The organism is Haloferax sulfurifontis (assembly GCF_014635105.1).
GTDB classification, from domain to species: Archaea; Halobacteriota; Halobacteria; order Halobacteriales; family Haloferacaceae; genus Haloferax; species Haloferax denitrificans.
On the sequence record NZ_BMCI01000008.1, the window covers coordinates 57,056 to 71,229 of the forward strand.

Annotated in this window: 12 protein-coding genes and 4 pseudogenes; 3 read left to right on the forward strand and 13 right to left on the reverse strand. The window is 54.9% G+C overall.

Going from position 1 to position 14,174, the window contains the following annotated elements; genetic code table 11:
• Positions 1–562: 562 nt before the first annotated feature.
• Positions 563–952 (forward strand): DUF7522 family protein, encoded by a 390-nt coding sequence (locus IEV64_RS18205; RefSeq protein ID WP_188424866.1) that lies wholly within the window; start codon positions 563–565, stop codon positions 950–952.
• A 124-nt stretch (positions 953–1,076) separates the two neighbouring features.
• Here the strand turns inward: IEV64_RS18205 and IEV64_RS18210 are convergent, their stop codons facing one another.
• The 8 genes and pseudogenes from IEV64_RS18210 to IEV64_RS20180 all read right to left on the reverse strand — a co-directional run.
• On the reverse strand, positions 1,077–2,102 hold the full coding sequence (locus tag IEV64_RS18210) for a two-component system sensor histidine kinase NtrB (protein ID WP_082256433.1): 1,026 nt from the start codon (positions 2,100–2,102) through the stop codon (positions 1,077–1,079).
• 509 nt (positions 2,103–2,611) lie between these two features.
• A complete protein-coding gene (locus IEV64_RS18215) occupies positions 2,612–3,631 on the reverse strand; it encodes a hypothetical protein (protein ID WP_229722735.1) in 1,020 nt (339 codons plus the stop codon).
• A gap of 577 nt (positions 3,632–4,208) precedes the next feature.
• Positions 4,209–5,477, reverse strand: a complete 1,269-nt coding sequence (locus IEV64_RS18220; RefSeq protein ID WP_188424868.1) for an RNA-guided endonuclease InsQ/TnpB family protein — start codon at positions 5,475–5,477, stop codon at positions 4,209–4,211.
• Between the two features lie 380 nt (positions 5,478–5,857).
• Entirely contained in the window at positions 5,858–6,160 is a 303-nt protein-coding gene (locus tag IEV64_RS18225; RefSeq protein WP_042664924.1) for a DUF7521 family protein, read from the reverse strand.
• A gap of 2 nt (positions 6,161–6,162) precedes the next feature.
• Positions 6,163–6,588 (reverse strand): ArsR/SmtB family transcription factor, encoded by a 426-nt coding sequence (locus IEV64_RS18230; RefSeq protein ID WP_188424870.1) that lies wholly within the window; start codon positions 6,586–6,588, stop codon positions 6,163–6,165.
• A gap of 560 nt (positions 6,589–7,148) precedes the next feature.
• Positions 7,149–7,276: pseudogene (locus IEV64_RS20150) on the reverse strand (DUF7568 family protein); the annotation flags it as partial.
• Positions 7,275–7,463: a DUF8012 family protein gene (locus IEV64_RS18235; protein WP_042664918.1), complete on the reverse strand. Its 189-nt coding sequence runs from the start codon at positions 7,461–7,463 to the stop codon at positions 7,275–7,277. The gene IEV64_RS18235 and the pseudogene IEV64_RS20150, both read right to left, overlap by 2 nt.
• 137 nt (positions 7,464–7,600) lie before the next feature.
• A pseudogene (locus tag IEV64_RS20180) lies at positions 7,601–7,714 on the reverse strand (biosurfactant protein 1); the annotation flags it as partial.
• Between IEV64_RS20180 and IEV64_RS20055 the strand changes: the two are divergent.
• A pseudogene (locus IEV64_RS20055) lies at positions 7,676–8,175 on the forward strand (DUF7342 family protein). The pseudogenes IEV64_RS20180 and IEV64_RS20055 sit on opposite strands and share 39 nt — an antisense overlap.
• A gap of 43 nt (positions 8,176–8,218) precedes the next feature.
• Here the strand turns inward: IEV64_RS20055 and IEV64_RS18245 are convergent.
• From IEV64_RS18245 to IEV64_RS18260, 4 genes and pseudogenes are all read right to left on the reverse strand, one after another.
• On the reverse strand, positions 8,219–9,040 hold the full coding sequence (locus IEV64_RS18245; protein ID WP_188424872.1) for an SWIM zinc finger family protein: 822 nt from the start codon (positions 9,038–9,040) through the stop codon (positions 8,219–8,221).
• A 2-nt stretch (positions 9,041–9,042) separates the two neighbouring features.
• The gene (locus tag IEV64_RS18250; protein WP_188424874.1) at positions 9,043–9,495 is read right to left on the reverse strand and encodes a toxin-antitoxin system TumE family protein; all 453 of its coding nucleotides are present in this window, start codon (positions 9,493–9,495) and stop codon (positions 9,043–9,045) included.
• On the reverse strand, positions 9,492–10,004 hold the full coding sequence (locus IEV64_RS18255) for a winged helix-turn-helix domain-containing protein (RefSeq protein ID WP_004971385.1): 513 nt from the start codon (positions 10,002–10,004) through the stop codon (positions 9,492–9,494). The genes IEV64_RS18250 and IEV64_RS18255 overlap by 4 nt, the downstream gene beginning before the upstream one ends.
• Before the next feature lie 77 nt (positions 10,005–10,081).
• Positions 10,082–10,354, reverse strand: a pseudogene (locus IEV64_RS18260) (transcription initiation factor IIB family protein); the annotation flags it as partial.
• Positions 10,355–10,470: 116 nt separating this feature from the next.
• Here IEV64_RS18260 and IEV64_RS18265 point away from each other — a divergent pair.
• The gene (locus IEV64_RS18265; RefSeq protein WP_188424876.1) at positions 10,471–12,999 is read left to right on the forward strand and encodes an HsdM family class I SAM-dependent methyltransferase; all 2,529 of its coding nucleotides are present in this window, start codon (positions 10,471–10,473) and stop codon (positions 12,997–12,999) included.
• 8 nt (positions 13,000–13,007) lie between these two features.
• Here the strand turns inward: IEV64_RS18265 and IEV64_RS18270 are convergent, their stop codons facing one another.
• Positions 13,008–14,000: an IS5-like element ISNpe16 family transposase gene (locus tag IEV64_RS18270; RefSeq protein ID WP_015298782.1), complete on the reverse strand. Its 993-nt coding sequence runs from the start codon at positions 13,998–14,000 to the stop codon at positions 13,008–13,010.
• Positions 14,001–14,174 lie beyond the last annotated feature (174 nt).

Genomic DNA, 14,174 nt, shown 5'->3' on the forward strand with positions numbered 1-14,174 from the left:
AGCGCCGACGCAACGGCTGGTGAAGATGCAGCCAGCCCGGTCTCGGTCACGGCCCGGTCGCGGGCCGAGGGCTCGCAGGCCCGCCCTCGGGGCTGGCCGGTATCGGGTCGCTGCACGCGGCCCGACCCGGCCCCGCGACCGTGCCCCGTCCGTCGCAGACGCAACGGCAGCGCGAAATGCCCGGGCCCGGCAGGAACGGTCTGCCAGCCGGAGCGCGCACAACCCGAGCAGTCGCCCCCAAACGTACCGACACAACTCACCTCACAAACACCCGAGGTTGCTAATTTCTACTACTAGCTTGCTATCGAGATCGCAGAGGATGTGGTCCCTCGCCTCCCTGCCAGATAAAACTCAAACATGGATACTTCAGGCTCTGTTGAAACCCTCAGTCGGTGATAGGTTTTGGTGTGCGTACTGAATAGAGAACGCAAGTCGGTCACGCAACTGTCACACCTTATAGTGGCTCAGACAACTAGCAACCCAGCCATTGATTCCGCTAAATGGGCGAATTGAGGTGGATTTGACCGTAGTTATATGATTCATCACAGACAATATAATGACAATGGCTACCAAGATGGCGTCTCGGCTCGAAGAATATTTCGAGGAAAGGACAAACGGCAATCTTCGGAGCATCGTGAAGTACAACCAAGACAGTCACGACGTCGTTTACTTGCGAGATGACGTGGCTGACCGATACACAGAAGACAACATTAAAAAAGCGGTTGACGAGTCACGACTGGATTCGTTGACTGCACCGGTCTACAAGGACACGTTTGCAGAGGACCACGGCGAATTGACGTGCTTGGTCCAGTGCTTCGAGAACGTCATCGAGATGAACTTCGTCCTCCGAGATGGGGTCGGCGCAGCTATCGCTTTAGACGCAGAGGCATTTGCGGAGACTCAAGGTATCGTAGCTGAGGCCCGGAAGATCGTCATCGAAGAGCGTGAGTAGTCTTCTGTACCCAAGAATGTGAACGATGTGAGAATCGAGCTTCTTCCTTGCTTCGAACATCGCAGCAGTACGAGGCCGTCAGAGATGCTCTCGAAAAACTAACTCAGCAGGCGTCGTCCAACTCTCACCACGTGATCTCAAATCGTGCGCCACCTTCAGAACCCGTTGTAACGGCAATATCCCACCCATGGCCCTCGACAATTTGAGAGACGATCGAGAGCCCATAGCCAGTTCCGTCAGCAGTTGTCGAATATCCGTGGTTAAATATCTCTGACCGAGTCGGTTCAGCGATTCCGGGTCCGTCATCTTCAATATAGAGTCCCGTATCGTCAGGGAGGCTTCCAACAGTCACAGTCGCCCCAGTACCAGCATGTTCAACGGCATTGCGGAACAAGTTCTCTAGTAGTTCCTGAAAACGACTCTTATCCGCGGCGATCACTCCGAGATCATCGTCTAGTTGGAGCGCCGCTTGCTGGGTCTCAACACTACTCCACGACGCATGGAGACACTCACGGATATCAACCAGCTCGGTCTCACCAACGACTTCGCCTCTTTTTGAGAGGGCAAGAATGTCGCTGACGAGATCATCAATTCGAGCGAGTGATGCTAAGGCCCGCTCCAATTCAGGACTCTCGGACTGTTCATGGGCGATCTCAGTATACCCGTACGCGATAGAGAGTGGGTTCCGAATATCATGTGTTAAGATGTCGGCGAACTCATTCAGCCGGTCCTTCTGCTCTTGAAGCTGCGATTCTCGCTGTCGCTGCTCGGTGATATCCCGGATGATGCCAGTAAAATACTGTTCCCCATTGTGTTCGTGTTCACGAAGGCTGATAAGCGTTGGAACTTCGTGTCCGTCCTTGTGCAACGCCGGGAGCTCGATCCCATCCCAGTCGATATTGCGCTCTCCTGTCGCCACATACGAGGCTAATGCAGCCACGTGGACTGGTTCCAAGCGCTCTGGGATGATTTTCATTTTCGAACTCCCAATCAACTCAGCGGGTGCATAGCCGAGGATGTCTTCAACGGCTGGATTGGCATACACGATATTGCTGTCCGAGTCGATCGTCAACATCCCTTCAGCTGCATTTTCGACAAGTGTCTGGTAGAAAGCATCGGCAGAGGTTGGAGGTGGGTGATTGTTATTCATGTACGGTTACTATGAGTATTCAGTACTCACGGGCTCTTCAGGATGTTGCTGCGAGGTTGACTATATCTCAGTTGAGGATTGATTACGATCCGACCCGGAGTGAAAGGGAAAGAGGGGACCTTCTGACGTGTATCAGGCCGGGCACCCTGAGACACGCCAATGCTGGTGGGTTAGAGGCACTCAGCACGGGTCTAGTCATTCACCCAACTGCCGTGGATTCGAATGTGAAAACATGGAACGTGATCTGACGATATAAACGTGCTCGCGCTGTTGAACAGCCTTTCCGATTACGACACAAGACACAGAAATTGTTCGGCGAGATGTCGTCGAGACCCACAGCCGCAGTGTCTCAAACGGCTCTGTGCAGAGTACTGGAAAGAATATATCGAGGAGTATCTGGGGCGGGATTTCGATGGTTGACTCGACGAGTCCGAACTCACCCAATTGGAGTTGGTTAAGCCGGTCAGCCTCGATTCATACAGCTGTTAATTGAATGCGAGGGTGACGAGTCAGCGGCGACGCCAGGCGATGTATCCTCCCACTACAGCAATAATGGCCACGATAGCAGCTATCGATTGATAGACTGTTGTGGAGGGATTTCGCCGTTCGTCCCAATCTTCCATCCAGTCCTCTTCGAGTGATTCGGCCCGGTCTTGGACATCGTCGAATTCGAAGTCGTCGAGGTCGAATGCGGCGGTTTGGTTTGCAGCGACGGTCGACTCGTTATGGACTCGCCAGAAGTGTTGTGCGGTCTCGTTTCCGCGTTCAGGGACTGACGAGACGTTCATCGCGATGGTCTCACTGGTGCTGGCCACCTCACCGAGTGGCTCGGCAATACTGTCAAATCCGAGATGATCCGAAACGTCGCTTTTCGCGTCGAGTGTCGCTGCGTACTGGGCGTAGAGCCGCTGGGGATCGACATCAGTTCCGTTCTCCCGCTGTTCGAGCAGGTCGATGAGAGCTGTCGCATTCGACCGGTACGCGGTCGAAGCGTTCTCGAAGGAGCGAAGTTGCGGGTGCAGTTCGCGTGCGGTTTCATTGAATTCGGTGATCTGGGGTGCTGCCTCGACTGACGCGTTATAGACCGTCGTCCCGTTCTCGCGGACTGTTTTCATCCGCTCCATATACACAAGCGTCTCGTTGATTGCAGTGGCCGTCGATGATACGTTGGCTGCTGCCGTACTGGTGTTCTGTGACGTCGTGCGGAGTTGACTGATGTCCTCCGCTCCGAGGTCTTGGACGGCCCGTCGTTGTGCGAGCGCTGTCAGGACCGCTTCAGCAGTCGATTCCGAGGTGACACGCTCACCACTCGTGTAGATGTCGATGCCACTGGCCCAAGAAAAGACGTTCTTGTGTTCGTAGACGCTGTACTGTTGTCCGTCAACGGTGATGTCCGCAATGTGGGTTGAATCTTGGTCCAGTAGTACTGGCTGGGGATCTGACGCTCCCTGCGCAAGGGCGCCCATTGGCGTTGCGCCCACCAAGAGCATTATGACTACGAGGCTAGTAACAAGTTTTCTTCCGTTCATCGTCCACGTGGGACCTCACATTGTGCTGATAAGGAAGGAAACGGAGAGTTAGATATACCGAAACTGTGGGAGCCACCAAGATGCCAGTCACTATGTGGTACCTAGATTTCCGAGAGTAAAACTATGAACGAGGAATTTTGACTCATCTCTGCTTTCGACCCGGTAGCAAGGCCAACCCACTCCAAGAAATCGATGTGGATATTTTGTCGTCTCACGTCATGACTCTCATCACTACTAAACGCGATGACTACTGAGGGTGTCTGGATTAATTAAATGTCTGGCCGGCTCACAACGTGGCGAGGAAATGCCGCGAGGGGTCTTGTTGTTCTTGCTCTTCTTCTCGTCATAGCGTATGTTGTCATATGGATATATCGTGTGCTTGCAGGTTTCCCGGTATTGAATGCTGTGCAGCCACCAACCGTTCGCGTCGCAATTGTCCTCACCGGGTTCGCTGGGTTCGTCTTGGACACCAGCTCATTAATGCGGACGACGATTGAAACAATCGTTGAAGCCACACTGGATATGCTCTTGACATCCTCTCGCGCCTAAAGACGCGGGAATCCCGAGCGTTGGGATATTAAGATTCACAACCCACCTGTTCGCTCGGTGCGAAACGCCCCGAGGTTTGATTGAACAGGTAGGCTACTGGCCGTGCCAAACGACCGTTACTCATATCCTCCGTCGGAGGATTCTGAGTTATCTTTCGTCGGATGTTCACCGCACCGTTCACGTCTGCATTCATCGTCGCACCACACGATTCACAGACGTACAAGCCACGTTCTACACGATTCGCATCACGCTTTCGCCCACAACACGAACACGTCTTGCTTGTATCTCTCTCGCTCGTTCGGTCAACGAGGATACCGTGTTCCTCCGCCTTGTATTCGAGCAACGTGGTGAAACGGTCAAACTCCCACCCGTGGAGTTTCTTATTCCCGCCCCGGCCCCAATTCCGCGACTCGCCGTTCTCGTCCACTCGAATCTTGCTCAAGTCACCGATGGCGATGCGACCGACCTCGTGGCCGATGCACTGCTCAACGATGTGCTTGGCGAGGGCGTGCAGGAAGTGGTCTTTCCGACGCGAGAGTTTCTGCCGGGCACGGAGTGCACGGCGTGACGGGCCGTTCTCACCTTCGGTGTCGTACTCGTCACGGGTGAAGTAGTGCTTGTCCTGTTTCAGTACGTTCCCCGGATACAACTCGGCGTCACCATCGTCGTAGGCGATAGTGAGGTAGTTACTGATACCGAGGTCGATTCCCGCCGTGTCGTCTCCGGGTGCGTCCTCAACAGGGATTTCGACTTTGCAAACAAGGTGAAGTTCCCAACGGTCGCCGTTCCACACGGCTCGAACCTGTTGGATATTCTCCACGGTCACGTCAGGTCGTGTTTCGTACCCTGCGAGGATGAAGTCTGAGCGGTGGTTCTTCAGGTTGAAACCCTTGCTCAGACGGAGTTGGTTGTGCTTGGAATCGTGCTTGATCCCGTTCTGCTTCCGCGTCACGGTGGAACGCGGGTGCTTGTCGCCTCGCTTTCGGTAGCCGGGGGGATTCGCGTCTGTGTCACCGTTCTTGCGCTTTTTGAACCATCCATTGAACGACTCAGCAAGTTCTTCTAGAACTCGCTGACTTGACTGAGAATGGAGGTCACTGTATCGTTCGTGGTCTTTTAATTCGCGCTTGAGGTCGGCTTCGGACGGAATCTCGCCGGTAGAATCCCATTCTTGTTGGATGTGGTAGCGGGCGACGTTCCACAGTTTCGAGGCTGAGTGCCCGCAGTTATCGAGGTCGTCACTTACCTGTTGGTGGTTGACGATTTTCGCTCGATATGTGCGGGTTGTTTTCAGCATCGGGCTGTGTTCATAAGTACTTATGAATATTATTGTATTAAACGAGGTGGATGTGGCGTGGAATATCCTGCCGTGCCACCGACCGGTTGATGGGTAGAATAGTGTCGGATTCATCCTGACCCTAAAGGGTCAGGTATTCTCCTTGATTTCGTATAAATCGTAACTTTGGGTTTCGAATCTCTATAACGCCTCGAAAATGGGAATCAAGACAGTTGTTGACGGCACTGACCACCTACGCACACCAGTACGAGTTCAAAGGTAGCCCGGAATGTATGTGACCGATCATCGAACGCACCCCACCTACGACAATTGATTAATCCAACGGATGACGTTCACCCAAGTCCGGAACATAGCGTCCGACAGCCTTCGGTTGTAAACAATCAGTAGCGAGACAGGGCATAGAAAATAACGACAAGTCCTGCAGTAATAAGCAGGCTATCAAGCGTTTGAAGCGCAAGCGATTCACGGGCGGCAAGATTGTAGTCCTGCCGAACACCGAGCTGATAGATGATGTCGAGGAGGCCACCGAGAGTGATGAGTGCGAAGCCTCCTGCTGCGAGGCGGAGGCTGTATTGTTGGACGCGAAGGTAGGCACGATAGCTGAGCGCGGTCAAGCTTCCTCCGGCGATGAACAGGAGTGAATTGGCTACGAGGAAACTCCAGAATTCCGGCGGCTCAGCCATGGTTATCCACCACTGAGATCAGACGACGAACTATCACGGTGACGAGAGTTTGTGTTCGTATCGTTTGAGGCCTCTTTTGCTCCCTTTTCGAGGTCGTTCCAGAAATCCGTGAACTTGTCAGAGTAGTCTTTCTTGAGCTGGATATCGATATCGAACTGTCCTTCGTCAACCTGGAACCGTGCCTCCTTGAGACTCGTTCTGAATCGTTTGTAGTGATGGCCCTCATCGTCAAGTTCCAGCTGTTCGTCCAGCATATCGTATTCCTGGAGTGCGTGAATCCGTCGGTAGATCGTTGGCTCCGAGACCCCACAGTGTTCGGCAAGTTCGGTTGCTGACAGGGGTTTGAGGCTGGCTAACGCAAGAATTTTCCGAGCAACCTCGCTCCCGAGGATGTCAAACACGTTCTCTGGCTCCCATTCTTTGCTCACAGCCCATGCCACCTCTGCGTTGCTTCCCCGCGTATGTACGATTGAGGGATCTGATTCATGGTCCGAAGACGTCCCGCAACCGTTCGTATTCAGTTTTTGCTACGGTTGTCCTATCAATCTTTCCTAATAGTGTCGGGTTCCGTAGTGGAAAGGGCAGGGGTGGGGAAGGGAGCTACAGACGAGGAGGTGGGCGCGACGATTACATCGTGCCTATGACCACGTTCTTTTCCGCCCTTTGGGGCATCGTGATACCCGTGTTTCGTCGAGGATACCCAGATACCATTGATACCCAGATTGGGTTTTGAGTCCGTTCCTTGTTAATGGGACTCTGGGCTTCGCTATCCGAAACCGTGCTTAATGAAGATACCATTGGCGAACGATTACACGAATAGTGCCCGTGCAGGATGTCATATCGAAGCTTTCACTCCTAGGCAAAATGCTGACTGAGTTCGTCCGTTCTGTTCGCCAATGGATGTCCGAAATCACGGTCTCGGATGAAACCAACATCGCCCTTGTTGCGATCGGTGTACTGCTCGTCTTCGGGTATCTTTTCGTTCTCTCCCGTCGACGAGGATTGCCCCACGCCATTTGTACCGGTCGGAGTCCGGCGCTCGATGCAGGACGGCTCGCGCGCCGGCTCGGTGTTCCGATACGCAAATGTCGGTGAGCTGCTCTCGCGACGCCAGTTAGGAGTCTGCGTGGGCGTCCGCCCCGGCTCCGTCGCCCGGCCACATGAGAAAGCTCACCTCTTCCAAGAGATCTCTCGCGGTCTCGACTCGCTCTCGATCCGCCTCGTCCAACCGGTCGACATCGAGCCGGTTGAGATTGCTGAGGACACGGTGCATCCGGTAGCCTTGCTTGAACTGTTGGTCCATCGGAAGCGCCTCACCGCTCGCCGGCGCGGAAAGACTCCCAACCGGGACTGGCGTCGGAGTTGGAGGAGGTAAGATCTTAACCAACGAAACTCGGTGATACCCGCAGGCTGTTGGTTAATCAATACCCAGTACTAGTGCTACTCGAGACTAGGGCCGTAGCGATCAGAGCCACACACCCGGCACTTCCAGATCGGCTGTCCCGTCCACGCCTCATCCGGGATCGACTCGTGGGCCTTGAACCGATACTTCGTGAACCCCGGTCGGTTAACTAGATCAGCGAGCAGGCCGCGCCGCCTGGAGCACGACCAACGAGGAGCACCAGGCGCTCGTCGACCAGGGCCAGCTGCGCCGCGTCGAGGCCGGCGAGACGACGCGCTACCAGCCGGACTACACGCGACTGCTCTTCGAGGAAATCTGCACGCTCATCGAGGAGAACACGCGCGAGGAGTTGCGGAACGAATTGGTCGCGATAACCGAGGAGATCGAGGAGTGGCAGGCGACCTACGACGTCGAGACATGGGAAGATTTCGAACAGTCGCTCGCCGACGGCGACCTCGCAAGTGGCGAGCTTCGCGAACGCCGCGACGGTATTGGACGTTGGGAGGAGTACCAGGAAAACCGCCGACTCATCAAGCACGCGTTGGCACTCTACTCGGATGTCGAAGCCCCTCGCGAACAGATGATCGATGTGGCTGACCGTGACACAAACTAATTTTCGCGGTCGTCGAACCTGCGGGTGTCATAGGGCGACACAGCTATTCGTCGGACTGCTCGCCCAGCTTCTCTCGAAGCTCGACCGCGGCCTTCTCGAAATGTTCCGCGAGGAGCGGCGTTCCCGATGTCGCCCGCTCGTCGAGGAATGCGACGGCGTCAGTGATTGCATCAGCGTCCCGTTCTGCGGTCGTGACACAGTCGACATACCCGTCGAGTGCCCGACTGAACGCATTCGAGAAGTGGTCGTACGCGCCGTCGACGCGCTCCATGTTGTCGTCGAGCGACTCAACGAGTGCCCGGTAGACGGTCGCCGCCGACGCGTCCCGCTCCTGCTCGCGGTACTCGCTCGCGAGATCGAACCACTGCGTGAAGTCGATGGGCTCGAAGACGACGGGGTACTCAGGGTTCGTTTCTTCGAACCGCCGGTCGATCGCGGTGCGATGCTGGTCGACCGACTGGCTCGTCGGCTCGCCAACGCGGGCGAGAAACCGATCACGGAGATCCGTATTGGTCGCGAGTTCGTCACGCAGGAACGCACGGAGTTGGTCGGCGTCGGCACCGTCAAGTGTGGCGTCAAGTCGATCGCCTTCGTCTGCAGGTGGGTCGTCGACACACCGAAGCAACACGGCGACGACGTGCTTGCATGCTCCCGGCCCGTCGTACGGACAGTCGCACCACGGGGCAAACCCGTTGGTGGCGAGGTCAACACGGACATCGTACTGACGGCTGCCGCTCACGACTGCGGTTACAGTGGTGTCGATGCGGTGAATCCCGTGGATACGGCCCTCCTCACGGTATCGTTCGCCGCGTTCGAAGACTGCGTCCGTGCAGATGTCCCGGACTGCGTCCTCGGTTACATCCATCTTTACGGTGGGTTTGACGCACTATTCAGCCGATCCAGTGCATCATCCTCGTACGCTGTTCGCCACATTGCATGGACGGCACGCGTCACGAGTGACACCTCGGTCACGTCGATACAGGACGGTTCGGCGTCCGTCGTCGTGGCCTCGGGCGGCGGGTGGAAATGGATCTCGGGGGAGTGTGTGTTCGGATGGCGATCGAAGCGCCAGTTGACGTCGTTGCTATCGACGTAGTGGAACGAATACATCCCCAGTTCGCTCCACTGGATATCGAGCCGAGCATTCTCGGCGTCGCCCAATCCATCGCTGAGACTGATCTGCAGTTCCGTAGGGGCGACGACATCATCATACGCCGTTTCGTCGACGAGCGGCTCAAGTTCGAGCCAGAGGTCACGAATCCGCTGAAGTGCCGGAAGATAGATCGGCCCGAACTCGCCGGCGCGGTCGTTACCGTTCATACAGCGAGCTGGTGGCTGGCCTCGTCGTAGGCGAGTGCAGCTTGGGCGACGGCGAGATTCTGCCGCGTCGTGCGCCACGCGGTGAGGTCGTCCCAGCCGTCCGTCTCGCCGGCGTCGAGTTGCTGGGCGAGTTCCTCGGGTGAGACCACATCGTAGCGGTCCTCGTAGCGCCGGATCTCGGCCTTCATCTCCTGGATGCTGTCGAGCAACTCGGGTCGAGTAACTTCCTCACGTAGCTCACGGATTCGGGACATCAACACCCGGTCGCTGTTGCGCTTGTACAGCGTCGTTTGGCCGTCCAGTTCGGTTTCTGCGAACCCGGTGTTGACGAGCGCCTTGCAGTGGCGACGTGCTGTCGGCTCGCTCACGAGGGCCCGCTCGGCAATCTCGGCTGCCGATTGCCCATCGTGGGTTTGTTCGACGATTTCGTACACTCGCTCGAACGGAGTAGTGTCGTCTTTCCAGTCCGCCTTGACCTGCTCGTTGACGTCGTCCCACGTCTCGGTCATACTGGATGCTACGCAGTCTAGAAACAAATAGTTTTCTGGGAAAATTATCTAACGGTAGTAGGTGTGCAGGTGCGTTGTCAGGCTACCTGCTCCTCTAACGTCTCGTGATGCGTCCGGACAGTCGTTGGCGTGACGTTCCCTGTTTCCGCGACGTCACTTTGCGTCAGCCATTGCCCCTCCTCGCGACCGGCCTTGTAGAGGCAGGCCGCTGCAAACCCGGCTGGATGGACGCCGGTCGTGACGCCACGCTCCTCGGCCTCCTCCGCGAGGGTTCGGGCCCGCTGTCGGATTTCGTCTGGACACTCGAGGTCCGACGCAAGGCGGGGCACGAACATGCTGGGGGAGACGCGGTCAAAGCTGCTTCTGACCTGTTTTCTAAGCCCGTGGTGTTGTTGTTCGAAGCTGGTTCGTATCCCCTTGATTGACCTAACGCTGAAGAGAGTTGGTGTCGAAAACTGTGACAATAATGATTCGTGAGCGGTCTCCGGAAATAGATCTTCATTCAGTTTCTGAGGAATTGGAGTCGGTCTCTGAGGTACTATCTGCGACGCTTGATAGAGGCGGTTTAGTCGTCGAGCTGGAGGACCAGTCTCTCCGGGTGATCCCTACAGATCGTTTCCATTCGGCGGAGGGAGAGCCGGAAGACACGGACAATGTGCTGTATGCAACTAAAAACGGCTTTATCGAGCTCAGTGAGGAGGGATTCTTTCAGTACGAACTTTCGGACTCCACGGACCACAGCATACTGCTAACCCAGATCGTTACCGGAGAAGGAAGCTCCAGAGAGATAGATTCGTTTGAGATGATGGATTTGCTTGCTGATGCAGGCTATTTGCCGCCTTACACTCCGGAGCCTCTGAGAGAACTGATGGCGGGTTGGGCCGTTTCAGAGAAGGACTATTCAGTGCTCGATATCGCTGCGGGAACAGGATCTCTAATGCAAAAAGCCGCTGAATACACAGAAGGCTCGAAATTGGTAGGCATCGAAATCGAACCACTATACGCTGATTTAGCCCGTAACAGGCTAAAAGAGAATGAGAACGCCGAAATAGTTACTCAAGACTTCTTTGAATGGCAACTACCTGGGACATCTTCAGGTGGCGAGGAGGCGGAGAAGTTTGATGCGGTCATTGGCGACCCGCCCATGGGAAGGCTGTTCCACGTCAGCCCAGAAAGACGTGAAAGGATCCAAAAATGGGCTCCTGGCAGAGGAAAGATCGCTTCAGCAGCCTTTGTCACTAAATCTGTTTCACACCTGAAAGAGGGTGGTAGAGGGGCGTTCTTGCTTCCGAAAAGTGCATTGAAGCAGGGCTTATTAGAGGAGTTGACTGAAAGCTGCGGGATCCACCGGGTAATTGAACTGCCTGTTGGTCCGATAGGCAGTGCTCGTTCCACGGAGTTGGTACTGCTCACGGTAATCAAGGAAGATAGACCACGAGATGTACGTGAGACAGGGATTGGGAAATTCAATCAGACGGAGTTACCTGAGAACGCTCGGGGATTGTTCGAGCAACCGCTCGACATGATACTCCAGAATCGCTACAACCCCTACAACGTGGAGTTGGTAAAGGCGTCCCACGAGGATTTGGAAGCTAGGAACGTGGTGCGGATCCTGTCGAACCCGCCTATCTATGATATCATCACTTCTGACGGCTTCACTCGTTTCGGCGATCTCTCAGGTGTCGAGGCAGGAAGCGGGCTCAGTACAGGAAACAACGACTTCTTCTATTTCAGCGAAGAGGAACGAGAGGACTCCGGTATCGATGACAAGTTCTTCCGACCGGTAATCAAGAACCCATCCAGCGAAATCAGGGCTATCACCTCTGATGACATTGATCTGTACCTTCTAGATCTCCAGTCCTACACGGACGAACTCGAATCAGAGGGAGTAGAGATTACTGAAGCTAATGTAGTAGAGGAATTGAGAGAGGATGGCCACAACGAATTGGCAGAGTATATCGAAAATGAACCAAGGCGCTACAACCAGGAGGGCCCGGTATTCGAAGTAGATTATCGGGGTGTGTTCGAGAATCCAGACCTGGTTATCCCTAAGATTTTCGATAACCAGCGTTGTTACAGAGTTGAGGTTGAGGATGCGTTGTTTGATACTGCTATGATCGGATTGCAGGCAGAGACCGATGAGATACGGGATTCTCTGGCTCGGCTATTGAATACGCCGTTGTATAAGGAATTCTTCCAGACGTATGCCGATCCGATAGACTTGGACTGGTACCGGCTCAATTTTGGATCTCTACGAGATATCCCCGTTATCAAGGGTGCCCTGAGCCAGGACCTGTTCAACCGTATGGAGCCGTTCTTCCCTCCCGAGGATGACGGAGACCTGGTCAGTTTGAACCAGCTCTTGATAGAGAGCTGTGAGAGTGATAGTGAGAAGGAATCAATCCGCCGGTACCTTGCGTCCAGAGATGATTTCGCATGGTCCTGGTTTATGACTCCATCTGAGTTTGAAGAGTTTCAACAGTTACTGGAGTCAGATGAGGAAGCAGCCCGTGAGTTCATTGTTGAACGGTTTGAGGAAGAGCTTCTCGACAAGGCTCGGAATACATTCGAGAATATCGGGTTTTTTGAGGATCGGAGTGAGTTGTTGAACGACTTATTGATGGAGTTTGAGCAGGGGCATTACAGAGGTTTTCTTGCTGGTATTGTTCTCCAATTTGAGGGGGTGCTGGGAGATTTAGTGGAAGAAACAGGCGGGGAGATTATCGAGAGGGATCATGAGACGAAATTCAAGATGCCGGGAAGAGGCCGGACCCAGACGAAGAATCTGGGTAGTCTGATATCGCACTTCTTTGATGGCGTATTCAGCACTTTCTTAGATGAGACTGTAAGGCAGAGACGTAACAAGATCGCCCACGGCGACATTATCGAGAACAGCCGCGAGCTCTCGATCTACTTCTTCATATCATTCTATGCACTCTGCAACGCTTCTCTGAACGAATACGTGCGGCTAGCTGAGGAAGAGAGGGTGTCATAGAACTCTTGTCACACCGTGATGATCGTGCTTCCCGGATTATCTCCTCGTTCGTAGTTGGTGATCGCAATAACGAGACGCAGACACAACGACAGGAACACTTGTGCTCGTGCATGGACGCGGCCTCGGGCGTGGACGTGCCCGAGGCCGCAGTCCTTGACTGCGTCGTTAGTTCGTTCGACGCCTGTCCGGCGGTTGTACGTCTCATCTAACGTCGATTGCTTCAACTTCACGTCCTTGCTGTGTTCTTTGATACGGTCTTCGACCCTGTACTCTATGTCCAGTGGATCGTCGGTATTGCGTGCGTTGTACGGGGCGATGGGCACGACTCCTGCGGTCAGCAGGTAGTCGTGCCAATCGAGTGTGTCATAGGCGCTGTCTCCAAGCATCCAGATCGGAGTGTCGACGGCGAGCGCGTCACGCGTGACGCGCATCGCCGTCTCTTCTGGCGCTTGTTTGCTCTCGGTGAATTCCGCTGCAATCGGGATCTTTGAACCAGTCGAAACGATCGTGCAGCCGTAGCCGTAGTAGTACTCTTCAGCCGTTGGATCGTAGCATTTCGACGCGTCTTGATCGGCTGGCATCGTTCTCACGTCTGTCGAATCAATCGAGTAGGTCAAGTCGAGCAGGCCCCGCAAGGCGGCCTGCTCGACGAGGTGGTCGAAAATCTCGTCGATGACGTGTTCGAGATCGGTGAGGAAACGATCGACCGCGTCTCTCGACGGCGGTCGATCGAAGCCACAGCTGAGCCAGACGACTGTGTTGTTCAGTTCTCGCGCAACCGGACGAATGCCGTAGATATCCTTGTAGTAGCAGTGCAGAAACCCACGCATCATCTCGGGTGGTTCGTGGTCTCGTGTTCGCCCCGTCTCCGCCGGGGCGAACACGTCGAATTCTTCGAGAAACTCGAAGGAGAGATGCTCGAACAGCGCTAGCGTCTCCGTCTCCACGGCATTGAAGAACGTCTCTACCGTAGGATTATCTTGCAGGGTCGCTGGGCTCATACCACCTCAGCGTTCACCCTGCTCTCTGGTATGAGAACTGTTCTATGACACCCTCACTAACGGATAATAGAAGGTAGCGTTCAGCGAACCCTAAACCCGTCTTTTCTGCTGTTAAGTACCTTCTGTTGTGGTTGATTGTCGGTGATTCCCATTGGGGCAGCGGAGAGTCACAAC

Excerpts from the sequence above, each read along its gene's own strand:
- IEV64_RS18205 (WP_188424866.1), top strand. The coding sequence starts at position 563 with ATGGCTACCAAGATGGCGTCTCGGCTCGAAGAATATTTCGAGGAAAGG.
- IEV64_RS18210 (WP_082256433.1), bottom strand. The coding sequence starts at position 2,102 with ATGAATAACAATCACCCACCTCCAACCTCTGCCGATGCTTTCTACCAG.
- IEV64_RS18215 (WP_229722735.1), bottom strand. The coding sequence starts at position 3,631 with ATGAACGGAAGAAAACTTGTTACTAGCCTCGTAGTCATAATGCTCTTG.
- IEV64_RS18220 (WP_188424868.1), bottom strand. The coding sequence starts at position 5,477 with ATGCTGAAAACAACCCGCACATATCGAGCGAAAATCGTCAACCACCAA.
- IEV64_RS18225 (WP_042664924.1), bottom strand. The coding sequence starts at position 6,160 with ATGGCTGAGCCGCCGGAATTCTGGAGTTTCCTCGTAGCCAATTCACTC.
- IEV64_RS18235 (WP_042664918.1), bottom strand. The coding sequence starts at position 7,463 with ATGGACCAACAGTTCAAGCAAGGCTACCGGATGCACCGTGTCCTCAGC.
- IEV64_RS18245 (WP_188424872.1), bottom strand. The coding sequence starts at position 9,040 with ATGGATGTAACCGAGGACGCAGTCCGGGACATCTGCACGGACGCAGTC.
- IEV64_RS18250 (WP_188424874.1), bottom strand. The coding sequence starts at position 9,495 with ATGAACGGTAACGACCGCGCCGGCGAGTTCGGGCCGATCTATCTTCCG.
- IEV64_RS18255 (WP_004971385.1), bottom strand. The coding sequence starts at position 10,004 with ATGACCGAGACGTGGGACGACGTCAACGAGCAGGTCAAGGCGGACTGG.
- IEV64_RS18265 (WP_188424876.1), top strand. The coding sequence starts at position 10,471 with ATGATTCGTGAGCGGTCTCCGGAAATAGATCTTCATTCAGTTTCTGAG.
- IEV64_RS18270 (WP_015298782.1), bottom strand. The coding sequence starts at position 14,000 with ATGAGCCCAGCGACCCTGCAAGATAATCCTACGGTAGAGACGTTCTTC.